Annotated in this window: 20 protein-coding genes; 6 read left to right on the top strand and 14 right to left on the bottom strand. The window is 61.9% G+C overall.

The window, feature by feature from the left end; genetic code table 11:
* Positions 1–22 precede the first annotated feature (22 nt).
* The 7 genes from KY379_RS16610 to acs form a co-directional block, all read right to left on the bottom strand.
* Positions 23–1,243, bottom strand: coding sequence for an aspartate aminotransferase family protein (locus KY379_RS16610; protein WP_261240854.1), 1,221 nt, complete (start codon positions 1,241–1,243; stop codon positions 23–25).
* A gap of 311 nt (positions 1,244–1,554) precedes the next feature.
* Positions 1,555–2,535 carry a GlxA family transcriptional regulator gene (locus KY379_RS16605; protein ID WP_261240856.1) on the bottom strand — a complete coding sequence of 327 codons (981 nt, stop codon included), beginning with the start codon at positions 2,533–2,535 and terminating at the stop codon, positions 1,555–1,557.
* A 99-nt stretch (positions 2,536–2,634) separates the two neighbouring features.
* Positions 2,635–3,399 carry an ABC transporter ATP-binding protein gene (locus KY379_RS16600; protein WP_261240857.1) on the bottom strand — a complete coding sequence of 255 codons (765 nt, stop codon included), beginning with the start codon at positions 3,397–3,399 and terminating at the stop codon, positions 2,635–2,637.
* Between the two features lie 22 nt (positions 3,400–3,421).
* Complete coding sequence (locus KY379_RS16595) at positions 3,422–4,120, bottom strand: ABC transporter permease (RefSeq protein ID WP_133328232.1); 699 nt, start codon at positions 4,118–4,120, stop codon at positions 3,422–3,424.
* Entirely contained in the window at positions 4,117–4,806 is a 690-nt protein-coding gene (locus KY379_RS16590; RefSeq protein ID WP_133328230.1) for an ABC transporter permease, read from the bottom strand. The genes KY379_RS16595 and KY379_RS16590 overlap by 4 nt, the downstream gene beginning before the upstream one ends.
* An 88-nt stretch (positions 4,807–4,894) precedes the next feature.
* Positions 4,895–5,680 carry an ABC transporter substrate-binding protein gene (locus tag KY379_RS16585; protein ID WP_133328228.1) on the bottom strand — a complete coding sequence of 262 codons (786 nt, stop codon included), beginning with the start codon at positions 5,678–5,680 and terminating at the stop codon, positions 4,895–4,897.
* A gap of 514 nt (positions 5,681–6,194) precedes the next feature.
* Positions 6,195–8,156, bottom strand: a complete 1,962-nt coding sequence (acs, locus tag KY379_RS16580; RefSeq protein ID WP_261240859.1) for an acetate--CoA ligase — start codon at positions 8,154–8,156, stop codon at positions 6,195–6,197.
* Between the two features lie 429 nt (positions 8,157–8,585).
* Here acs and KY379_RS16575 point away from each other — a divergent pair, with 429 nt between their 5' ends.
* Positions 8,586–8,840 carry a DUF2790 domain-containing protein gene (locus tag KY379_RS16575; protein WP_133328224.1) on the top strand — a complete coding sequence of 85 codons (255 nt, stop codon included), beginning with the start codon at positions 8,586–8,588 and terminating at the stop codon, positions 8,838–8,840.
* 87 nt (positions 8,841–8,927) lie between these two features.
* Here KY379_RS16575 and KY379_RS16570 read toward each other — a convergent pair whose 3' ends face one another.
* Entirely contained in the window at positions 8,928–10,487 is a 1,560-nt protein-coding gene (locus tag KY379_RS16570) for a sigma-54-dependent transcriptional regulator (RefSeq protein WP_261240860.1), read from the bottom strand.
* A gap of 256 nt (positions 10,488–10,743) precedes the next feature.
* On the opposite strand from KY379_RS16570, the gene phhA reads away from it, so the two are divergent.
* The 4 genes from phhA to KY379_RS16550 all read left to right on the top strand — a co-directional run bounded on the left by phhA (position 10,744) and on the right by KY379_RS16550 (position 13,747).
* On the top strand, positions 10,744–11,532 hold the full coding sequence (gene phhA / locus KY379_RS16565) for a phenylalanine 4-monooxygenase (RefSeq protein WP_261240861.1): 789 nt from the start codon (positions 10,744–10,746) through the stop codon (positions 11,530–11,532).
* 35 nt (positions 11,533–11,567) lie between these two features.
* Complete coding sequence (locus KY379_RS16560) at positions 11,568–11,924, top strand: 4a-hydroxytetrahydrobiopterin dehydratase (protein ID WP_133328218.1); 357 nt, start codon at positions 11,568–11,570, stop codon at positions 11,922–11,924.
* Positions 11,925–12,115: 191 nt separating this feature from the next.
* Entirely contained in the window at positions 12,116–12,241 is a 126-nt protein-coding gene (locus KY379_RS16555) for a hypothetical protein (protein ID WP_261240862.1), read from the top strand.
* Positions 12,242–12,550: 309 nt separating this feature from the next.
* Complete coding sequence (locus KY379_RS16550) at positions 12,551–13,747, top strand: MFS transporter (RefSeq protein WP_133328216.1); 1,197 nt, start codon at positions 12,551–12,553, stop codon at positions 13,745–13,747.
* Between the two features lie 138 nt (positions 13,748–13,885).
* On the opposite strand, the gene KY379_RS16545 is transcribed toward KY379_RS16550, so the two are convergent.
* The gene (locus KY379_RS16545; protein ID WP_261240863.1) at positions 13,886–16,909 is read right to left on the bottom strand and encodes an FAD-binding and (Fe-S)-binding domain-containing protein; all 3,024 of its coding nucleotides are present in this window, start codon (positions 16,907–16,909) and stop codon (positions 13,886–13,888) included.
* Between the two features lie 153 nt (positions 16,910–17,062).
* On the opposite strand from KY379_RS16545, the gene KY379_RS16540 reads away from it, so the two are divergent.
* The gene (locus tag KY379_RS16540; RefSeq protein ID WP_133328212.1) at positions 17,063–17,947 is read left to right on the top strand and encodes a LysR substrate-binding domain-containing protein; all 885 of its coding nucleotides are present in this window, start codon (positions 17,063–17,065) and stop codon (positions 17,945–17,947) included.
* A gap of 90 nt (positions 17,948–18,037) precedes the next feature.
* On the opposite strand, the gene KY379_RS16535 is transcribed toward KY379_RS16540, so the two are convergent.
* The 5 genes from KY379_RS16535 to KY379_RS16515 all read right to left on the bottom strand — a co-directional run bounded on the left by KY379_RS16535 (position 18,038) and on the right by KY379_RS16515 (position 23,634).
* A complete protein-coding gene (locus KY379_RS16535; RefSeq protein ID WP_165976061.1) occupies positions 18,038–19,444 on the bottom strand; it encodes an amino acid permease in 1,407 nt (468 codons plus the stop codon).
* A 626-nt stretch (positions 19,445–20,070) separates the two neighbouring features.
* A complete protein-coding gene (gene rluB / locus KY379_RS16530) occupies positions 20,071–21,135 on the bottom strand; it encodes a 23S rRNA pseudouridine(2605) synthase RluB (RefSeq protein ID WP_261240864.1) in 1,065 nt (354 codons plus the stop codon).
* A gap of 255 nt (positions 21,136–21,390) precedes the next feature.
* Positions 21,391–22,167, bottom strand: coding sequence for an SMC-Scp complex subunit ScpB (gene scpB, locus KY379_RS16525; RefSeq protein ID WP_196171824.1), 777 nt, complete (start codon positions 22,165–22,167; stop codon positions 21,391–21,393).
* Positions 22,154–22,879, bottom strand: a complete 726-nt coding sequence (locus tag KY379_RS16520) for a segregation and condensation protein A (protein ID WP_165976066.1) — start codon at positions 22,877–22,879, stop codon at positions 22,154–22,156. The genes scpB and KY379_RS16520 overlap by 14 nt, the downstream gene beginning before the upstream one ends.
* A 125-nt stretch (positions 22,880–23,004) precedes the next feature.
* Positions 23,005–23,634 carry an L-threonylcarbamoyladenylate synthase gene (locus tag KY379_RS16515; RefSeq protein WP_133328204.1) on the bottom strand — a complete coding sequence of 210 codons (630 nt, stop codon included), beginning with the start codon at positions 23,632–23,634 and terminating at the stop codon, positions 23,005–23,007.
* Positions 23,635–23,637: the final 3 nt, after the last annotated feature.

Genomic DNA, 23,637 nt, shown 5'->3' with positions numbered 1-23,637 from the left:
CCTGGGTGCCGGCGAACGGGCATCAGCCCTTGACCAGCTTGGCCACGGCGCGCTCGAAGCGCTCCAGGCCATCATCGATATCACTGTCCTCGACCACCAGGCTCGGCGCGAAGCGCACCACGTCCGGGCCGGCTTGCAGCACCATCACACCTTCCTGCTCGGCAGCGTTGAGCACGTCTTTGGCCTTGCCCTGCCAGGCGTCCGCCAGCACGCAGCCGATCAACAGTCCAACCCCACGCACCTGGCTGAACAGGCCGTACTGTTGGCCGATGTGCTCCAGGCGAACTTTGAAACGCTCGTGCTTGGCTTTGATACCGGCCAGGGTCTCAGGGGTGTTGATCACGTCCAGCACCGCACAGGCCACGGCGCACCCCAGTGGGTTGCCGCCATAGGTGGTGCCGTGGGTACCGGGGGCGAAATGCTTGGCCAGATCGTTGGTGGTGAGCATGGCACCGATCGGGAAACCGCCACCCAAGCTCTTGGCGCTGGTGAGGATGTCGGGGGTCACACCGTAGTGCTGATAGGCATACAGCGAACCGGTACGGCCGACACCGGTCTGGACTTCATCGAAGATCAGCAGGGCATTGTGCTCGTCGCACAGCTTGCGAGCGCCTTCCAGATAGGCCTTGTCGGCCGGGACCACGCCGCTCTCGCCCTGGATCGGCTCGATCACCACTGCACAGGTCTTGTCGGAAATCTGCGCCTTCAACGCTTCCAGATCGTTGTATGGCACATGGCTGATGCCCGTGATCTTGGGGCCAAAGCCATCGGAATACTTGGGCTGGCCGCCAACGCTGACGGTGAACAAGGTACGACCGTGGAAGCTGTTCACGGTGGCGATGATTTCATGCTTGTCCGGACCGAAGCGGTCGTGGGCAACGCGACGGGCCAGCTTGAAGGCGGCCTCGTTGGACTCGGCGCCGGAGTTGCAGAAGAAGGCACGGTCGGCAAAGGTCGCGTCCACCAGCTTGTGCGCCAGGCGCAGGGCCGGCTCGTTGGTGAAGACGTTGGACACGTGCCAGAGGGTGTTGGCCTGCTCGGTCAGGGCCTTGACCAGCGCCGGGTGGCAATGGCCCAAGGCATTCACCGCGATGCCGCCGGCGAAGTCGATCAACTCGCGGCCCGACTGGTCCCAGACTCGCGAACCCTCGCCTCGCACAGGAATGAAGGCCGCCGGAGAATAGTTGGGAACCATGACCTGGTCGAAATCGGCACGTTGCACCGGGGCTTGCTCAACGGACATCTGAGTCTCCTGAAGAGGAACGCTGGCCTGGAAGTGGCGAGCGATGGGGGGATTGTAAGGACTGATCCGCGCCTGTCCTTGCGGCCAAGCGACAACTTGTTACAGCGCAAAACCCCAGTTTCACCGGGGCTTTCGGCAATGCGACAAACTTTGTCGCAATCGCGCAGTGTACGGGAGAGAGGGGGCTGGGTGAACGGGTGTTCACATGGAAAATGGAGGGGGATGTAGAGGGTATAGGATGTAGGGTGTAGGGCGCTGGTTTTGTGGTGTTGCAGATATCGAGCGCCGCCCAATCAAAGCGCCCCCCGCACTCAACCCTTTTCAGCAGGCGCCGAACTCAACTCGAACGGGCTGTTGCTACGCCGTTGATTGCGATCTTCACGCGGCGTGGCGCCGAAGAAATTGCGATAGGCACTGGAAAAATGCGGCCCCGAGGAAAACCCGCACGACAACCCGATCTGAATGATCGACTTGCTGGTCTGCATCAGCATCTGCCGCGCTTTGTTCAAGCGCAGTTCCAGGTAATACTGGCTTGGCACCCGATTGAGGTACTGCTTGAAGATCCGCTCGAGCTGGCGCCGCGAGACACACACATGCTGAGCAATCTCGTCGGTGGTCAAGGGCTCCTCGATGTTGGCCTCCATCAACAGCACGGCCTGAGTCAGCTTGGGATGGCTTGAGCCAAGGCGGTTCTGCAACGGAATCCGCTGACGCTCGCCGCCTTCGCGGATCCGCTCCACCACCATCTCCTCCGACACCGCCCCGGCCAGTTCGGCACCATGATCACGGGCCAGCACCGCCAGCAACAGGTCGCTCACCGCCATGCCACCGCAAGCTGTCAATCGGTCGCGATCCCAGTCGAACAAATGACTGGTGGCGATCACCCTGGGGAAGCGCTCGGCGAAATCATCCTGCCAGCGCCAATGCACTGCGGCGCGATAGCCATCGAGCAGACCGAGCAAGGCCAGCGGATACACCCCGGCCGACAGACCGCCGATCATGCAGCCACTGCGCGCCACCTGCTTGAGCGCAGAGGACAGCGCCGAGCCCACGGACAGGATCGGCTCGTCCGCCAGCAGGAACAGCTTGTGGCATCCCTCCAGGCGGCCATTCCAAGGCTCGCCCGGCAGCCGCCAGGCGCCCTGTTCGACTGGCTCGGCCTGCAGGAACACCCGTTCGTAGATCACGTCCGGATGCACCTGCTGGGCCACCTGCAGGGTTTCGTCGGCCAACGCCAAGGTCAGAGGCTTGGTGCCAGGCCAGATGAGAAAACCGATTCGCTGGGTGGTCATAGGTAAGGTCCGGAACCTGAGGTCGTTCGAGTCTGTGCCGCCGGGAGCGCGCCGCGCGCAGTGCGCAGCATGCCCTATTATGGTGCAAAGCGTCAGCCTTTACTTCAGGCTGCCCGAAAGGAACTGCCGCAGGCGCTCCGATTGCGGGTTGACCAGCACCTCGCGCGGACAGCCGCGCTCTTCCACCAGCCCTTGGTGCAGAAACACCAATTGATTGGAGACTTCGCGGGCGAAGCCCATTTCATGGGTCACCACCACCATGGTACGGCCTTCCTGGGCCAGCGCCTGCATGACCTTGAGCACATCACCCACCAGCTCAGGATCGAGCGCCGAGGTCGGCTCGTCGAACAGCATCACCTCCGGCTCCATGGCCAGGGCGCGGGCGATCGCCACCCGCTGCTGCTCGCCGCCGGACATGTGGCCTGGGAAGGCGTCCTTGCGATGGGCCACGCCGACCTTGGCCAGGTAGTGCTCGGCCTTTTCCAGCGCCTCCTTCTTGTTCACGCCCAGCACGTGCACAGGCGCCTCGATCACGTTCTCCAGCGCCGTCATGTGCGACCACAGGTTGAAATGCTGGAACACCATCGACAGACGCGAACGCATACGCTGCAGCTGTCGAGGGTCGGCCGCCTTGAGCGCGCCATCCTTGCCGGGCACCAGCTTGAGCGTTTCGTTATTGAGCAGGATCTTGCCGGCGTGCGGCTGCTCGAGCAGGTTGATGCAACGCAGGAACGTCGATTTGCCCGAACCACTGGAGCCGATGATGCTGATCACATCGCCTGCCTTGGCTGCCAGGGACACACCCTTGAGCACCTCATGGCTACCATAGCGCTTGTGCAGGTCTTGGACTTCGAGTTTGTACATGCTGTCGGTTCTCACAGAGCGTTCAGTGCTTGCGCGGCGCCAGGTAGCCGAGCCAGCGGCGTTCGGCCATCTTGAAAAGGCGCACGAGGATGAAGGTCAGGCACAGGTAGAATACGCCCGCCGTGATGTAGGCCTCGAAAGGCAGGTAGTACTGGGCATTGACCGTGCGCGCCGCACCGGTGATGTCGATCAGCGTGACGATCGATGCCAGGCTGGTGGTCTGCAGCATCATGATCACTTCGTTGCTGTACTGCGGCAGCGCCCGGCGCAGGGCCGAGGGCAGCAGGATGCGCCGGTACATCTTCATGCGCGACATGCCCATGGCCTTGGCCGCTTCGATCTCGCCATGGGGCGTGGCCTTGAGGCTGCCGGCGATGATTTCCGCGGTGTAGGCGCTGGTGTTGACAGCGAAGGCCAGGCAAGCGCAGAACGTGGCACTCGACAGCAGCGGCCAGAACACGCTGCTGCGCACCGCCTCGAACTGGGCCAGACCGTAGTAGATCAGGAACAGCTGCACCAGCATCGGCGTGCCGCGGATCACGTAGGTGTAGAGCCATGCGCCGAGGTTCACCAGCGGCTGCTTGGACACCCGCATCAGGCCCAGCGGAATGGCCGCCAAGAGGCCGAAGAACAGCGACAGCGCCAGCAGCTTGAGGGTGGTCAGCAACCCGCCGAGATACAGCGGCATGGCCTCCCAGACCACGTTGTAGTCGAAGATCATAGCTCAGCCACCTTGACGCCTACCGAATAGCGACGTTCGAGATACTTCAGCGCCAGCAACGAAACACTGGTGATCACCAGGTACAGTGCAGCCACCGCCAGGAAGAACGTGAAGGGTTCGCGGGTGGCATCGGCCGCCTGCTTGGCCTTGAACATCATGTCCTGCAGGCCCACCACCGAAATCAGTGCCGTGGCCTTGGTCAGTACCAGCCAGTTGTTGGTGAAGCCCGGAATGGCCAGGCGGATCATTTGTGGCACCTGGATACGGAAAAACACCTGGCGCGCACTCATGCCGTAGGCCACGCCGGCCTCGGCCTGCCCTTTGGGGATACCAAGGAACGCACCGCGGAAGGTTTCCGACAGGTAGGCGCCGAAGATGAACCCCAGGGTACCGATACCCGCCGCCAATGGGTTGAGGTCGATGTAGTCCTCATAACCGAGCAGCGGTGCCAGTCTATTGATGATGTCCTGCCCGCCGTAGAAGATCAGCAGAATCAGGACCAAGTCCGGGATACCACGGATCACCGTGGCGTACAGATCGCCCAGCCAAGCCAGCCAGCGCACCGGCGACAAGCGCAGCGCCACGCCGATGAGGCCGAGCACGATGGCCAGGGCCATCGACGACAGGGCGAGCTGTAGCGTCAGCCACGCCCCGTCGAGGATGACTGCCCCGTAGCCTTTCAACATGTTGAGGTCCTCGACCTAGACAATGAAAAATGGTGCAAACCTCAGCCTCCCTGCTGTTTGCACCATTGCACAGGTGGAGCCAGACGTATTACTTGGAGTCTGGACCGTAGATGTCGAAGTTGAAGTACTTCTGCTCGATTTCTTTGTACTTGCCGTTGGCACGGATCGCGTCGATGGCGGCATTGATACGATCGGCGTTGGCCTTGTCGCCCTTGCGCACGGCAATGCCGACGCCATCACCGAAGTACTTGACGTCGGTGAACGATGGCCCGACGAAGGCGAAGCCTTTGCCGGCGTCGGTTTTCAGGAAACCGTCCTCGAGCAGGGTGGCATCGGCCACGGTGCCGTCCAGACGACCGGCGGCCACGTCCAGGTAGATCTCGTTCTGAGTGCCGTACGGCACTACGGTGGCGCCCTTGGCGGCCAGGACTTCCTTGGCGAAACGGTCGTGGATCGAGCCCCGCTGCACGCCGATCTTCTTGCCGTTCAGCTCATCGAGGCTGTCGCTGACCACGGTGCCTTCCTTCATCACCAGGCGTGCCGGGGTCAGGTAGTAGCGCTTGGTGAAGTCGACCGACTTCTTGCGGTCCTCGGTGATCGACATGGACGACAGGATGGCGTCGATCTTGCGGACCTTCAATGCCGGGATCAGGCCGTCGAACTCCTGCTCGACCCAGGTGCACTTGGCCTTCATCTCTTCGCACAAAGCGTTGCCGATGTCGTAGTCGAAGCCGGCGATGCTGCCATCGGGCTGTTTGAAGGCGAATGGTGGATAAGCGGCTTCGATACCGATTTTCAGAGGTTTTTCATCGGCCTGCGACACCAGGGAGAACACGGACAGCGCCAGAGCGCCAAGCAGTGCGAGTTTCTTCATCAGGTAACTCCATCGTTACGGGGCAATACAAGGCAGGGGTAACAGCTGCCCGACATGCGAAGGGGTACAACGCGAGCCGCGGGGTATCGACCAAGGTCGCAGACCACGAGCGAGTGAATGGCATTTTAACGACAGCCCGTTAGTCGATATTTCTTGAAAGCGACAACTACTTATAGAAGCGCTAGAAATCGCTGCGAGCGCGGTTGACAGCCTATGCAAAATATGCAAGAGCCAAGGGAATAGAACCTATAGAACTAGCAATTAACGGGCCTATTATTCGCAAAGCCTTGTATTACGGCAAGTGAAGCGTGCGACCTTGCAAAAAATCCCTACAAACCCGCACCGAAATGGAACGCTGATGTTTCCTAGCGCCCCGTTAGCGTGCGAAAACGGTGACAGAATAGTTACCGATGTCTGTCGGTAACAGCGAAGCAAAAACCCCGCCGGTACAGCCGACGGGGTTTTATGGTTTTGACACTCGACCAGTAACTGCCTCAGGCAGCCTCGCGGCCGATCAGGCTGACGCCAGACTCATCGCCTTGTGAGTGTCGATCAGGTGCTGCACCACGCCTGGGTCGGCCAGGGTCGAAATATCGCCCAGCGCATCGTATTCAGCCGTGGCGATCTTACGCAGGATGCGCCGCATGATCTTGCCCGAGCGGGTCTTCGGCAAACCCGGCGCCCACTGGATCACATCCGGCGAGGCGATCGGACCGATCTCCTTGCGCACCCAGTTCTTCAGCTCCAGGCGCAGTTGCTCGTTCGGCTCTTCGCCGGCATTGAGAGTGACGTAGACGTAGATGCCCTGGCCTTTGATGTCGTGCGGCACCCCCACCACTGCCGCCTCGGCCACCTTGCTGTGGGCGACCATGGCGCTTTCGATCTCGGCGGTGCCCATGCGGTGCCCGGAGACGTTGAGCACGTCATCGACCCGCCCGGTGATCCAGTAGTAGCCATCCTCGTCACGGCGGGCACCGTCACCGGTGAAGTACATGCCACGGAAGGTCTTGAAGTAGGTGTCGACGAAACGGTCGTGGTCACCGTACAGCGAACGCGACTGGCCCGGCCATGAGTCGAGGATCACCAGGTTGCCCTCGGCGGCGCCTTCGATCAGGTTGCCCAGGTTGTCCACCAGCGCCGGCACCACACCAAAGAACGGTCGGGTCGCCGAGCCAGGCTTCAGCCCCGTAGCCCCCGGCAGTGGGCTGATCAAGATGCCACCGGTCTCGGTCTGCCACCAGGTATCGACGATCGGGCAACGCTCCTTGCCCACGGTCTTGTAGTACCAGTTCCAGGCTTCGGGGTTGATCGGCTCACCGACCGAGCCCAGCAGGCGCAGGCTCGAGCCATCGGCGCCAGCCACGGCTGCCTCGCCTTCGGCCATCATGGCGCGGATGGCGGTCGGTGCGGTGTAGAGGATGTTGACCTTGTGCTTGTCGACGATCTTCGACACGCGGGTGATGTCCGGGTAGTTCGGCACGCCTTCGAACAGCAGCGTGGTCGCCCCATTGGCCAGCGGGCCGTAGACGATGTAGCTGTGGCCGGTGACCCAACCGACGTCGGCGGTGCACCAGTAGACCTCGCCTGGGCGATAGTCGAAAACCCGCTCGTGGGTCAGCGCGGCATACACCAGGTAGCCGCCGGTGGTGTGCAACACACCCTTGGGCTTACCGGTGGAGCCGGAAGTGTAAAGGATGAACAGCGGCTCCTCGGCCCCCATCTCCTTTGGCGCGCAGTGGCTGGACGCGACCTTCATCAGGTCTTCGTACCAGATGTCGCGGTGCTGGTGCCAGGCGATCTCGCCACCGGTGCGCTTACACACGATGATCTTCTGCACGCTGTTGGTTTCAGGGTTGGTCAGGGCCAGGTCGACATTGGCCTTGAGCGGAGTACGACGACCGCCGCGCACACCCTCGTCAGCGGTGATCACCACCTTGGACCTGCAATCGATGATCCGCCCGGCCAGGGCTTCGGGAGAGAAACCGCCGAACACCACCGAGTGGATCGCACCGATACGGGCGCAAGCCAGCATGGCCACCACCGCCTCGGGAATCATCGGCATATAGATGGTCACCACGTCGCCGCGGTGCACATCCTGCCCGCGCAGCGCGTTGGCGAACTTGCAGACCTGTTCGTGGAGTTCCCGGTAGGTGATGTTGCGGTGCTCGGAAGGGTCATCGCCCTCCCAGATGATCGCCAGCTGGTCGCCACGCTCTTCGAGATGGCGGTCCAGGCAGTTGGAGGAAACGTTCAGAGTGCCGTCGGCGAACCACTTGATGTCCACGTGATGGTCGTCGAAGGAGGTCTGCTTGACCTTGCTGAAGGGCTTGATCCAGTCGAGACGCTGGGCCTGCTCGCGCCAGAATCCGTCCGGGTTGATCACCGATTGCTGGTACATGGCCTTGTAGCTGGCCTCGTCGGTCAGGGTGGTGGCCGCAACCTCGGGACGAACGGGATACAGTGGAGCCGCACTCATCTGTGTTACCTCGGTGTAATAGTTGTTTTTGTATGAAACCGTATGAATCGTTTGTAACTGTACCAGAGCCGGAAAATCCATTCGACGATGGTAGTAGCGCGGCGTGGCGAGTCGGCCCAGCTCTGGCGCGGGGCCTCTAGCCCGCGGGCGACGGCCAGGCGAGGAAAAAGCCAGGAGGGGTCCGCCAGGGCGATTGTTACCGATTCTGTCAAAAGGCCGAAAAACTTTATCAAAACAGACCCTGTTTCCCGCAACTAACGAGGCATAAACTTCATCTCGCCAACAAGGCAAAGACGATTAACAACTGGTAACAGCCCCCACGAAGGCAAACGTTAATCCTCCTCTAATCCCGATAGTTGAAACTTGGCTGTACTCGCGGCGCCACAAGTGCCGCGCACCTCATCACGACCTTAGACAGGTAAAATGAAAATGAAAGCTTTACTGGTATTGGTACTTGGCGGTTTTTGCGGCGCGGCACTGGCCGATGAAGCAAAAGATGTCGAGCAGATCCCGGTCGAACACTACAGCTACTCGCAGCACCTGGACATCGCCCGGGTCATTTCCATGAGCGAGGTGCCCAACGTCTGCGAAGTCGTGCCAGCCCGCATGACCTATGAAGACTCCAAGGGCCAGCGGCACATTCTGGAGTACCGCGTGATGGGTAACGGCTGCTCCAACGGCTGATCGATGAAGCGGGGCCCTGCTGCGAGGGCCCCTTCACCGGCAATGCACCGACGCGCCAAGATTAAACTTCGATTAAATAACCGAACATTAATCCGCAGACTTACCCAGACTGTATTCGCGCAATTTATTGGCCACTGTGGTGTGCGAAACACCTAATCGCTTGCCTAAAGCCCGGCTACTGGGAAATTCTGCCAATAAACTTTCCAATACCGCTTTTTCGAACCGCCCGACGATCTGCGAAAGATCCCCGTCCAGGGAAAAGTCGCCCAACGGTTGGCGTGCGCCATAATCTGGCAAGCGGATATGTTCGCTTTTCACCACACCGCCCTCACACAGCGAAACGGCCTGGAACAATACGTTTTCCAGTTGCCTTACGTTGCCTGGCCAGTGGTACTGTCCCAACTTGTCCATCGCCGTCGGCGCCAAGCGCGGCATGGCACAGCCGATCTGCCGGCTGGCCTGGTCGAGAAAGTGCTGCACCAACCCTTCCAGACCATCCATGCACTCTCGCAGCGGCGGAATGTGCAACGACAGCACGTTGAGCCGGTGATAAAGGTCCTGGCGGAACTCGCCGCGGGCGCACAATTCGGACAGATCGACCTGGGTAGCGCAGATAACCCGCACATCCAGGTAAACCTCCTCGTCGCTGCCCACCCGGCGGAAACAGCCATCCTGCAGGAAGCGCAGCAATTTGACCTGCAAGCGCGGGCTCATCTCGCCGACCCCGTCGAGGAACAACGTACCGCCCGCCGTCAGCTCCAGCAGCCCCAACTTGCCTTCGGCACGTGCTCCCTCGAAGGCGCCAGGACCATAACCGAACAGTTCGGTCTCGGCCATGGATTCCGGCAGCCCGGCACAGTTGAGCGCCATCAACGGTGACTGTCCGCGCGGGCTGGCCAGGTGGCAGGCCCGTGCCAGCAGCTCCTTGCCTGTACCGGTCTCGCCCTCGATCAGTAGCGGGGCATCCAGCGGCGCCATGCGCCGTGCTTCGCGCACCACTGCCGCCATCACTCGCGAGCTCTGGAAGATGCTGTCGAAGCCACGCAACTCCTGCTTACGCACGTTATAGATGCGCTCACCAATACGGTCGGCGCGGTGCAGGGTCAGCACCGCGCCGGCCAATGCCTCGCTGTCATCGTGCTCGGACTGCAACGGCGCGATATCGGCCAGGAACACATCGCCCTTGACCTTGATCCGCAAGCCATTGATCCGCGACTTGTTGGCCCGCACCAGTTCGGGCAGATCGAAATCCTCGACATAGCGCGCCAGTGGCAGCCCTGGCACCTCATCGACCCGCACGCCCAACAACTGCGCCGCCGCACGATTGCCGGCGACGATGCTGCCGCCCATGTCGATCGACAGCACCGGAAACTCCAACGCACCGAGCAGTGCATTGAGCTCCATGTGGCGCCGCTCACTGGGCATCAGGCCCACGCGCTTGACGCCGAATACGCCGACAATAGCCTCGAACCTCGGGCGCAGTGCCTGGAACTGCAGATTGATCAGGTTCGGACAGTGCAGGTAGATGGCGTTGCCGTGGTCGCCACCGACCTCGCCACGCAGCACATTGATGCCGTACTCCACCAGCAGGTTGAGGATGTCGCGAAGGATGCCAATGCGGTTCTGGCAATGCACTTTGATACGCATGGAAGCTCTCGGGCACGGGATTTTTTCAATCACGCGCAGAAAAATCGTAAAGATAAGCTGACAGATTTCCATCAGGCGCCAGCTGGATGCTACGGATTTTCCGCCACCTCGCATATTTTGTAAAATAATCGTTACGAAATTTCACTCCACGACCCCCCCTGGTAGCACTGCCCTGCCCCGTGCAAACCACCGCGCAGGAGGTAATGTCCAAGTCATAGCGTGGACATAACAAGAAAGCCCTCACCAGGAGAGCCACATGAAACAGACGCAATACGTGGCACGCGAGCCCGATGCGCACGGCTTCATCGACTACCCGCAAACCGAGCATGCGGTGTGGAACACCTTGATCACCCGCCAGCTCAAGGTCATCGAAGGCCGTGCCTGCCAGGAATACCTGGACGGCATCGACCAGCTCAAGCTGCCCCACGATCGCATCCCGCAGTTGGGCGAGATCAACAAGGTGCTGGCGGCCACCACCGGCTGGCAGGTTGCGCGTGTACCGGCGCTGATCCCCTTCCAGACCTTCTTCGAGCTGCTGGCCAGCAAGCGCTTCCCGGTAGCGACGTTCATCCGCACCCCGGAAGAGCTCGACTACCTGCAGGAGCCCGATATCTTCCACGAGATCTTCGGCCACTGCCCGCTGCTGACCAACCCCTGGTTCGCCGAATTCACCCATACCTATGGCAAGCTGGGCCTGGCGGCCAGCAAGGAACAGCGTGTGTACCTGGCGCGGTTGTACTGGATGACCATCGAGTTCGGTCTGATGGAAACCCCGCAAGGTCGCAAGATCTACGGCGGCGGCATCCTGTCCTCCCCCAAGGAAACCGTGTACTGCCTGTCCGGCGAGCCGGAACACCAGGCCTTCGACCCGATCGAAGCCATGCGCACGCCGTATCGCATCGACATCCTGCAACCACTGTACTTCGTGCTGCCGAGTTTGAAGCGCCTGTTCGACCTGGCCCACGAAGACATCATGGGCATGGTCCAGCAGGCCATGCAGCTTGGTCTGCACGCCCCGAAATTCCCTCCCAGGGCCGCCGCCTGAACCGCCCCCGACCACAACTCGAACGGAAGACAATCATGAATGCCTTGAACCAAGCCCACTGCGAAGCCTGCCGCGCCGACGCACCGAAAGTGACCGACGAAGAGCTGGCCGAGCTGATCCGCGAGATCCCGGACTGGAACATCGAAGTTCGTGACGGCCACATGGAGCTTGAGCGCGTGTTCCTGTTCAAGAACTTCAAGCATGCCCTCGCGTTCACCAACGCCATCGGCGAAATCGCCGAGGCCGAAGGGCATCATCCTGGCTTGCTCACCGAGTGGGGCAAAGTCACCGTCACTTGGTGGAGCCACTCGATCAAGGGCCTGCACCGCAATGACTTCATCATGTGTGCACGCACCGACAAGGTCGCCGAAACCGCCGAAGGGCGTAAGTGAACACTGCACCAGGGGGCCGCTGACAGGCCCCTTTTCGGGTAGGTTTTGTCCGGTATCCGCCCGCAAAACCGACCAGCGACCGGGAAAAAATACAAACTGTCATCCAGACTTGTGTATCCTGCCCCAGCTTGAACAAGCCTAGAAACGCGCCTGGCGCAGCCTTTTCACTCACACTTGCGAGGAACGACGAGATGCATGAAATCCCGAATCTTCCCTTCCCAAGCCTGAACCCCGAAGAGCAAACCGTTGCCGCCCACACCGAACCGACGCCTGCCGTCGAGGATGGCGACGATAAATCCAGCGCTGACCAGGAATAACCGCGCATCCCTGCGACTGTGTGAAAACGGCTGACCTGCGGGCCACCCCCGTCATCACGTTTTCACACCGTCCACACGACTTCGACGTCACCGAGATCTTCTCCTGCATCAACGCGCTCGATGCCGAGCACCACCGCCTGCATAGCCCGCTCTGCGCCCCCTGGACTACCCGCAGGTAGCTTTCAGCTTGACCTGGATACTCGCATACCCGGTCTGAAGGTCTGCTGAAAAGCTTCACCCACAAACGTCCCTGCCGTGGTTAAGATGTCGACACACCACACCCGTCCTACCGCAGCAATGGACCGCGCAATGCCACCCAGCCGTCTCTCTTCATTGGCCATCACCGCCCAAGTGGTGTCCATCGTCCTGTTCACTTTCATTGGCTACCTGAACATCGGCATCCCGCTGGCCGTGCTGCCCGGTTATGTGCACAACGAACTGGGTTTCAGTGCCGTGATCGCCGGACTGGTGATCAGCGTGCAGTACCTGGCCACCCTGCTCAGCCGCCCTACCGCCAGCCGCATCATCGATACCCGGGGCAGCAAGAAGGCGGTCATGTACGGCCTGGCCGGATGCGGCCTGAGCGGCGTATTCATGCTGGCCTGTGCGTTTCTCACCGAGCTGCCCTGGGTGAGCCTGACCTGCCTGTTCGTCGGCCGACTGGTACTGGGCAGCGCCGAAAGCCTGGTGGGATCGGGCTCGATTGGCTGGGGCATCGGCCGGGTCGGTGCCGAGAACACCGCCAAGGTCATTTCCTGGAACGGCATCGCCAGCTACGGCGCATTGGCGATCGGTGCGCCGCTGGGCGTGGTGATGGTCAAGCACCTGGGGCTGTGGAGCATGGGGGTGAGCATCATCCTGCTCGGCGTGATCGGCCTGCTGCTGGCCTGGCCCAAACGTGCCGCGCCCATCGTCAGCGGCGTGCGCCTGCCGTTCCTGCGCGTGCTGGGCAAAGTCCTCCCGCATGGGTCGGGGCTGGCCTTGGGGTCGATCGGCTTCGGCACCATCGCTACTTTCATCACCCTGTACTACAGCAGCCGCGGTTGGAGCGATGCAGCCCTGACCCTGAGCCTGTTCGGAGCCAGCTTCATCAGCGCGCGCCTGCTGTTCGGCAACCTGATCAACCGTATCGGCGGTTTCCGCGTCGCTATCGTGTGCCTGTCGGTGGAAACGCTGGGATTGTTGATGCTGTGGCTCGCGCCCAATGCCGAGCTGGCCCTGGCAGGTGCGGCACTGAGCGGGTTCGGGTTCTCCCTGGTGTTCCCGGCACTGGGAGTTGAGGCGGTAAATCAGGTCTCGGCCGCCAACCGCGGGTCGGCGGTGGGGGCCTACTCGTTGTTCATCGACCTGTCGCTGGGGATTACCGGACCGCTGGTGGGGGCGGTGGCGGCTGGGTTCGGCTTTGCTTCGATGTTCCTGTTCGCCGCCGGGGCGGCGGCGTGTGGGCTGGTGTTGAGTTTGTATCTGTACCGGCAGGCGCGGGTGGGGCGCAAGCAGGTGCATTGATCTGATTTTTCAGGTGCCGTTATGGGCCTTTTCGCGGGCAAGCCCGCTCCCACAGGTACAACGGCGCTCTTAGGGCCGGAATAACTCCTGTGGGAGCGGGCTTGCCCGCGAAGAGGCCCGAAACGGCCCCACCAGGCTTCAACGCTGCGCGTACTGCAGCACCACCTCCAACGGATGGCGCATCTGCCGCTCGGTCATGCGCTTGACCTGGCTACGGCACGAATAGCCCGTGGCCAAGGCCTCCCCCTGCTTGTCCAGCTTGGTCGCCCAGGACTGCTCGAAGATGGTCCGCGAAGTCTCCTGGTTACGCGCCTCGTGCCCATAGGTACCGGACATGCCGCAGCAACCGGTAGCCTCGGTCACCAGCTTCAGCCCCAGGCGAGCGAACACCTGCTCCCATTGCTTGGTACTGGCCGGCACGTTGGTCTTCTCGGTGCAGTGCGCCATCAGGCGGAAAGGCACCGGCGCTGCTGGCGCGCCCTGTTCTGGCAGCACCTTGACCAGCCACTCCTGGGGCAGCAAGACCGTCGGGCAGCCCTCCAGGCCCGGCACCTTCTGGTACTCCTGGCGATAGACAAGGGTCATTGCCGGGTCCAGGCCCACCAGCGGCACGCCGCAATCGGCCAGGGCCTTGAGCTGGGTGGCATTGCGGATCGCCGCCTTGGCGAAGGCACCGAGAAAGCCCTGCACGTGCAGCGGCTTGCCGTTGGCGCTGTAAGGCGCGAGGAACACACGATGGCCTAGGCGATGGGCCAGCTCGATGAAATTGGCCAGCACCGACGTCTCGAAGTAACGGGTGAAGGCATCCTGCACCAGCACGATGCTGCGCTCGCGCTGCGCCGGGGTCAGTTCCATCAAGGCCGGAACACTGGCCACCCCGACCTTGCAGCGGGTCAGGGTCGATTGGAAATTGAAACGGCTGATCAGCGGGCTGTCGACCATCCCGACCCTGTCGGCCAGCAGCTTGCTCACCCACTTCGAGCCCATCACCGCGTTGTACAGCCCCGGCGCATGGGCCAGGTACGGAATGGTGAATTCGAGCGAGCCGATCAGGTAGTCCCGCAGCGGACGCTGGTAGCGGCCATGATAGAGCTCGAGGAAGCGCGATCGGAAGTCCGGCACATTGACCTTGATCGGGCATTGCCCGGCGCATGACTTGCACGCCAGGCAGCCAGCCATGGCGTCGTAGACCTCATGGGAGAAGTCCTCCTGACCCTGGTCGCGCGCTCGATTGTTGCGCAGCCGCGCCGGCAGGCCCTTGAGCCAAGAGACCTTGTTGCGCGCCGCCGCCAGCACATCGATGTTGGACTCGCCCTGCAGACGTAGCCATTCACGCATCAGCGAAGCACGGCCCTTGGGCGAATGCTGGCGTTCACGGGTGGCCTTCCACGACGGGCACATGGCGTCGTTGGGGTCGTAGTTGTAGCAGGCGCCGTTGCCATTGCAGTGCACGGCACTGGCGAAGTCCTGCCAGACGCGCTCGTCGATGGTTCGGTCGAGGTCGCCGCGCAGGGTCACGCCATCGACCTTGGTCAGGCCTTCGGCACTGTCCGGCGGGGTGCAGATCTTGCCGGGGTTGAGCTGGTTGTGCGGATCGAACGCGCCTTTCAGGCGTTGCAGCGCAGGGTACAACTCGCCGAAGTACTCCGGCACGTACTCCGAGCGCAGCCCCTTGCCGTGCTCGCCCCAGAGCAGGCCACCGTAGCTCTTGGTCAGCGCCGCCACGGCATCTGAAATTGGCTTGACCAAGGCCGCCTGGGCCGGATCTTTCATGTCCAGCGCCGGGCGCACATGCAGGACCCCGGCGTCGACGTGGCCGAACATCCCGTAGGACAGGCCATAGCCGTCGAGCAGCGCACGGAAGTCGGCGATGTAGTCGGCCAGCCGCTCCGGCGGCACCGCGGTATCCTCGACGAATGGCTGCGGGCGGACTTCACCTTCGACGTTGCCGAGCAAACCCACCGAACGCTTGCGCATGGTGTACACGCGGGTCACCGCCTCGGCGCCTTCGGCCAGGGTATGACCCAGGCGCTCGACACTGGTGTCGCTGCGCAGGTGCTCGATGAACGCGTCGACCCGGGCATTGACCTCGGCCGGCTCGTCGCCGCAGAACTCCACCAGGTTGATGCCCAGGGTCGGACGCTCGGGGTCGGCCGGGAAGTATTCGGCAACGCTGTGCCAGACGATGTCCTTCATCGCCAGCATCAACACCTTGGAGTCCACCGTCTCGATCGACAGCGGCTTGAGCGCCATCAGCGCGTTGGCGTCGCGCAGAGCGTCCATGAAGCTGGTGTAGCGCACGTTGACCAGCACCGCATATTTCGGAATCGGCAGTACGTTGAGCTTGGCCTCCACCACATAGCCCAGCGAACCCTCGGCGCCGCACAACACGCTATTGAGGTTGAAACGGCCCTGCTCGTCACGCAGGTGCGCCAGGTCGTACCCGGTCAGGCAGCGGTTGAGCTTGGGAAAGGTGGTCTGGATCAGCTCGGCCTGGGTTTCCTGAATCTCGCGCGCCATGCGGTACACCTCACCGACCCGGCCGGACGCGGCGCAGGCCTGCTCCAGCGCGGCATCGTCGATCGGCAGGCTGTGCAGCCGCTCGCCACCGAGCAATACACTGTGCAGTTCGAGCACGTGGTCGCGGGTCTTGCCATAGGTGCAACTGCCCTGGCCACTGGCATCGGTGTTGATCATGCCGCCGACCGTGGCACGGTTGGAGGTAGACAGCTCAGGGGCGAAGAACAGCCCGTGAGGCTTGAGCGCAGCGTTGAGCTGGTCCTTGACCGTACCGGCCTGGACCCGTACCCAGCGCTCTTCGACGTTGATCTCGAGGATCTTGTTCATGTGCCGTGACAGGTCGACGACGATGCCGTCGGTCAGCGATTGGCCATTGGTCCCGGTGCCGCCACCGCGTGGGGTAAGCTTGACCTGTTGGAAGCGTGGCTCGCCCATCAGCGTAGCGACCCGAGCCACATCGTCGACGTCCAGCGGGAACACCGCCGCCTGCGGCAGGCGCTGGTAGATCGAGTTGTCGGTGGCCAGCACCGTACGGGTACCGTAGTCGGCGCTGATCTGGCCACGGAAGCCGCTGTTGCGCAGGGCTTCGAGGAATTCGGAGTAGTTGACGCTAGGCGTGGCAGTCTGCAGCTGGGCGATCATCGAAGGATGGCCTCTTGTATAGGGGCTAATTCACGGAAAACCTGTCACCCTGGCATGGATCGTAAGAGACGGGGATGACGTATAGACCAATGATCCTGTAGTTTCGCTGCAGGGGCAAACGGATAATCCTGCCGCTATCGATGACTTTTATGAATGAATTACCGACACCTGACACCCTCCATGTCATTGCTGCTGGCATTCGAGGCCGCTGCCCGGCATGAGAGCTATACCCGCGCCGCTGCCGAGTTGTCGCTGACCCAGAGCGCGGTGAGCCGCCAGGTACAGGCATTGGAACAGCAACTGGGGCTGACGCTGTTTCGTCGCGAAGGCCGCCAGGTGCAACTGACCGATGTCGGCCGCCTTTACCAGCGCGAGCTGAGCGAGGCACTTGGGCGAATCCGCAGTGCCACCTTACAAGCGCTGGCCTATCAGTCCGGGGTTGGTACCTTGCGCCTGGCGACGCTGCCGACCTTCGGTTCCAAGTGGCTACTGCCGCGCCTGCACGCGTTCTACACGGCGCACCCCGGCATGCTGGTGCACATTCATTCACGCATCGAAGCCATCAATTTCGAGACCAGCGAAATCGATGCGGCCATTGGCGTAGCCAGCCACGATCTGCCAGGCTTGATCTGCCATCGCTTGCACGCCGAAGAATTGGTGGTGATCCTGCCGCCCCAGGCCGCGGCTGACGGCCAGGTTTGGAGCCCGGCGCGCATCAGCGACGAAGTGCTGCTGAACGTGGCGAACAACCCCCATGCCTGGGGCGAGTGGTTTTCCCACCACGGGCTGGCGCACCGGGCGATGCGTCTGGGGCCGAGCTTCGAGCTGACTTCGCACTTGATCCAGGCGGTACGGGCAGGGATCGGCATCGGCCTGGTGCCTAGGATTCTGGTGGAGGAAGAGCTGGCCAAAGGCGAGTTGTTCAGCCCTGGACAAGCGTTTGCCAGCCAGCGCAGCTATTACCTGATCTACCCGCCGAGGAACGAAGCGTTGCCTTCGCTGCGGGCGTTTCGCGGCTGGCTGTTGCAGCAGATCTGAAGTTTCTGCCGCCTGCGAAAGGGCCGGCACAGACAACAAAAAACCCGATGCCAGTCACCTGGCATCGGGTTTGTCCGCAAACACTGACGCTTACTTGGCAGCCGCTTGCGCCGCAAACCTGCGCTTGCTCTTGACCAGGTAGGCCACGAACATCACCAACAACCATACCGGAATCGCATATACCGACACCTGGATGCCAGGAATCATCAGCATGATGCCGAGGATCAGCACCACGAACGCCAGCACCAGGTAGTTGCCATACGGGTAGAACAGCGCCTTGAACAAAGGCTTCTGCCCGGTACTGTCGAGGTGCTGGCGGAACTTCAGGTGCGAGTAACTGATCATCGCCCAGTTGATCACCAGGGTCGCGACCACCAGCGACATCAACAGCTCCAGGGCATTCTGCGGCATCAGGTAGTTGAGCAGCACGGCGATCAGGGTCACAGCCGCCGAGACCAGGATCGAGCGCACCGGCACGCCGCGCTTGTCGACCTTGGCCAGGGCTGCCGGAGCATCGCCCTGCTCAGCCATGCCCAGCAGCATACGGGCATTGCAGTAGGTACCGCTGTTGTACACCGACAGTGCCGCGGTCAGTACCACGAAGTTCAACAGATGGGCCGCCACGTCACTGCCCAGCATCGAGAACACCTGAACGAACGGGCTGCTGCCGTAGCTGCCACCGGACGCGTCGATGCTGGCGACCAGGCTGTCCCACGGGGTCAGCGACAGCAGCACGACCAGGGCACCGACATAGAAGATCAGGATGCGGTAGATGACCTGATTGATCGCCTTGGGGATCACGGTCTTGGGCTTGTCGGCCTCAGCTGCGGTGAAACCGAGCATCTCCAGACCACCGAAGGAGAACATGATGAACGCCAGGGCCATCACCAGGCCGCTGACCCCATGGGGGAAGAAGCCGCCGTGCGACCACAGGTTGCTCACCGATGCGTCGGGACCGCCGCTGCCGCTGGTCAGCAGGTAGGCCCCGAGGCCGATCATGCCGACAATCGCCGCGACCTTGATGATCGCGAACCAGAACTCGGCCTCGCCGAACACCTTGACGTTCATCAGGTTGATGGCGTTGATCAGCAGGAAGAACGCAGCCGCTGTGACCCAGGTCGGGATCTCCGGCCACCAGTAGTGGATGTACTTGCCGACTGCAGACAATTCCGACATGCCGACCAGGATGTACAGCACCCAGCAGTTCCAGCCGGAAAGGAAGCCGGCAAAGCCGCCCCAATAGGTGTGGGCGAAGTGGCTGAAGGAGCCGGCCACCGGCTCCTCGACGATCATCTCGCCCAATTGGCGCATGATCATGAAGGCGATGAAGCCGCAGATGGCGTAGCCCAGGATCATGGAAGGACCGGCGGATTTCATCACCCCGGCCGAGCCGAGGAACAGGCCGGTGCCGATGGCGCCGCCAAGGGCGATCAACTGGATATGGCGGTTCTTCAGGCCCCGTTTGAGCTCGCCTGAATGCATGTTTTGTCCACTCATGAACGAAGTCACCTGCATTGTTTTTATCTGTGACGGAATCGGACCCACCGCGCTCGTGGCGCAGCGGAATGGGCAAGGTGGTTACCTTGGGTTTCTTGGCCACCGCCTGAGCAGCCGGAGGTGAACAAGAGTGCGCGGGTACGCAGGAGGGTCACAGGTAAAACGCGGCGCACTGTATACCCCTGCAAGCGCGCAGGCGTCAACGCGTTGCGTCGATTCCCAAAGGAAAAACGCAGCGTGCCTGGGGTGAAAGCCTTCAAAGGCAAAGTGATCGGCGTACATGGCGCCTCCATTTCTTGTTCTGTAAGCCCGGCTCTGTGGTCGGGCTGCTTGCGCACGGCAATGCCCGCTATCTCAGCGTTGTAGAGCGGTTGCGGCAAGGGGGTGGAAGAGCACGAGGTGCTATCAGGCAAGGCGTTTGCGGAAAGCCTTGTTTACAGCAGAGGGAAAAATCCGAAACCGTGGCTGCTTTCGCCTGATTCTGTACAAATTTATTTACAAGGCGGTTCGAGAACTTGCCAGTCGTCCGAAATAATCTTTCCGTTCAACAGCTTGGCGAAGCTGAAGTACCTATCGCAGGCACAAAAAAGCCAGCCCGGAGGCTGGCTTTGGGTCACCGCTGCGAATCAACCACGCGGCTTGCCGCGACCACGGCCTGCCGGCGTGTCACCGTCGGGCTTGCTGGGACGCTTGCGCATGTCGCTCGGGCGCTCGGCCACAGCACTGCCGCGGCTACCTTTGCGCGGCGCCTCTTCACGCGGCTGGCGCGCAGGACGCTCGGCGGCATTGCCTTCGTGGGCCGGACGCAGATTGCGCACGCGCTCATTGCGACCCATCGGCCGGGTGGACTTGCGCTGCATGCGCTCCATACGGTCCTTGGTCTTGAGGTTCATCGCCGGCAGCGCCACAGGCTGCAGACCCACCTCGGCGGCGAGGATATCGATCTCGCCCTGGGTCATTTCACGCCAGCGCCCCATCGGCAGGTCGGAGTTGAGGAACACCGGGCCGAAGCGCACGCGCTTCAGGCGGCTGACGACCATGCCCTGGGACTCCCACAGACGGCGCACTTCGCGGTTGCGACCTTCCATCACCACGCAGTGGTACCAGTGGTTGAAGCCTTCGCCTCCCGGTGCCTTCTGGATGTCGGTGAACTTGGCCGGGCCGTCCTCGAGCATCACGCCGGCTTTCAGGCGCTCGATCATCTCGTCGTCGACTTCACCACGCACACGCACTGCGTATTCACGGTCCATCTCGTAGGACGGGTGCATCAGGCGGTTGGCCAGTTCTCCGTCGGTGGTGAACAGCAGCAAGCCAGTGGTATTGATGTCCAGGCGACCGATATTGATCCAGCGGCCTTCTTTGGGCCGTGGCAGGCGGTCGAACACGGTCGGGCGGCCTTCCGGGTCGTCACGGGTGCAGATCTCGCCGTCAGGCTTGTTGTACATGATCACCCGGCGGGTAGCCTCGGCGGCCTCCTCGCGCTTGATCAGCTTGCCGTCGACTGCGATGGCGTCATGCAGGTCGACGCGCTGACCAAGGGTGGCCTCGACGCCATTGACCTTGATGCGGCCTTGGCTGATCCAGGCCTCGACGTCACGACGCGAGCCCACGCCGATACGCGCCAGCACTTTCTGCAGCTTTTCGCCGGATGGAGGGGTGGTTTCGGTATGTTGCAGGTCTTGCTCACTCATCTGGGCACCTCCCGGTGTAGGAATGAAAATCAGGGTTCTGACGACGAACGCGCCAAAAGGCCGCGCATCATACGCGGTTCGGGTTGGGAACGCACTGGAGCGTAGAGGGTTTCGTGGGCTTTGTTCGCTGTTTCTGCCTAATGGTAGTGGGCAGTGCCGGCCTCTTCGCGGGACAAGCCCGCTCCCACAAGTGCGGCATCGTCCCTGTAGGAGCGGGCTTGTCCCGCGAAGAGGCCGGCACGGACAGCACACCCATCAGGGCTGCAACTTGCCCTCGTCCTCGACCGAAACCTCAGGCTCTTCTTCGCGCAGATCTTCGAAATCGGTCTTCAACCCCTCTTCCATCTGATCCAGCTCCACCAGCAGGCTGCGGAAACTGGTTTCTTCCTTTGGCTCGCCCACGACCTCTTCCTCTCCCAGGCTGGCATCGGCCAGCGCCTGCAGATGCGCCGGCACCGGAGCGTCATCCGGGTCCAGAACCGGCCCAGGCTCCGGCTCCATCTCACGCAGTTCGGCCAGCGCAGGCAGCTCGTCCAGACTCTTGAGGTTGAAATGATCGAGAAACGCCTTGGTGGTCGCGAACATGGCCGGCCGACCTGGGACCTCGCGATAACCGACCACGCGGATCCACTCGCGCTCCATCAGGGTCTTGATGATGTTGCTGTTGACCGCCACCCCCCGCACATCCTCGATTTCGCCGCGGGTGATCGGCTGGCGGTAGGCGATCAACGCCATGGTTTCGAGCAGTGCACGGGAATATCGCTGCGGGCGCTCCTCCCATAACCGGCCAACCCAGGGCGCATAATCCTCACGGATCTGTAGCCGATAACCGCTGGCCACCTCCTTGAGTTCGAACGCACGCCCGGCGCAGGACTTGCCGAGCACTTCCAAGGCCTTCTTGAATACCTTGGGCTCGGGGCGCTCGGCCTCCTCGAACAGCTCGTAGAGGCGTTCGAGCGATTGTGGTTTGCCCGAAGCGAGCAAGAAGGCTTCGATCAGCGACGCCAGGTCGCGGGGTTCATTCAGATTCATCGGGTTCTTCGACAGACTCGGCGCGCAACCGCACATGGATGGGCGCGAAAGGCGCATTCTGCACCAGTTCGACCAGCGATTCCTTCACCAGCTCAAGAATCGCCATGAAGGTCACCACCACACCCAGCTTGCCCTCTTCGCTGGCGAACAATTCGATGAACGGCACGAAAGCCCCGCCCTTGAGGCGCTCCAGCACCTCGCTCATGCGTTCGCGAGTGGACAAGGTCTCGCGGGTGATCTGGTGGCTTTCGAACAGGTCGTTGCGACGCATGACCTCGGCCATGGACACCAACAACTCTTCCAGGCTGACCTGCGGCAACAGCTTGCGCACCTTGGCCTGAGGCGCCTCCAGGCGCGGCACGACGACATCGCGCCCGACCCGCGGCAACTCGTCGATGCCCTCGGCCGCGGCCTTGAAGCGCTCGTACTCCTGTAGCCGACGAATCAGCTCGGCGCGCGGGTCACCCTCTTCTTCTTCGACCTCGGCCGAGCGCGGCAGCAACATGCGCGACTTGATCTCGGCGAGCATCGCCGCCATCACTAGGTACTCGGCGGCCAGTTCCAGGCGCACGCTCTTCATCAACTCGACGTAGCCCATGTACTGGCGAGTGATCTCTGCCACCGGGATGTCGAGGATGTCGATGTTCTGTTTACGGATCAGGTACAGCAACAGGTCCAGCGGCCCCTCGAAGGCCTCGAGAATGACTTCCAGGGCGTCCGGCGGGATGTACAGGTCCACCGGCATTTCGGTCAGGGCCTCGCCGTAGACCAGCGCCAACTGCAACTGCTGCGGCGACTCGGACTCTGCGACCGGCGCCTCGGGCGTTTCCAGCTGGCTCACGCGTCGACCATGAACGGCGTGGGGTCACCGCATCCTTCACGGATCAAGGCAGGTTCATCACCGGTAAGGTCGATGATGGTCGAGGCCTTGAGATCGCCGTAACCGCCATCGATGATCAGGTCGACGTTGCGTTCCAGGCGTTGACGGATCTCGTACGGATCGGTCATCGGCTCTTCATCGGGCGGCAGGATCAGGCTCACGCTCATCAGCGGCTCGCCCATTTCCTCAAGCAGCGCCAGAACGATGGGATTGGATGGCACGCGCAGGCCGATCGTCCGGCGCTTTTCGTGCATCAGCAGCCTCGGGACTTCCCGGGTGGCATTGAGGATGAACGTGTAGGGCCCAGGGACATGCGCCTTGAGCAGGCGGAAGGTGGAGGTGTCGATCTTGGCGAACAGCCCCATCTGCGACAGGTCGCAGCACAGCAAGGTGAAGTTGTGTTGCTTGTCCAGCTGACGCAAGCGGCGAACCCGCTCGATAGCGCTTTTATCGCCGATCTGGCAGCCCAGGGCGTAGGCCGAGTCGGTTGGATAGACCACCACGCCGCCCTTGCGAATGATCTCGACAGCCTGTTTTATCAGGCGCGCCTGCGGGTTTTCCGCATGAATCTGGAAAAATTGGCTCACGTA

Source organism: Pseudomonas sp. HD6422 (genome assembly GCF_025377065.1).
In the GTDB taxonomy this organism is placed as follows: Bacteria; Pseudomonadota; Gammaproteobacteria; order Pseudomonadales; family Pseudomonadaceae; genus Aquipseudomonas; species Aquipseudomonas putida_U.
The sequence above is the reverse complement of the archived record's forward strand: the minus strand, read 5'-3'. Positions and strand labels throughout refer to the sequence as shown.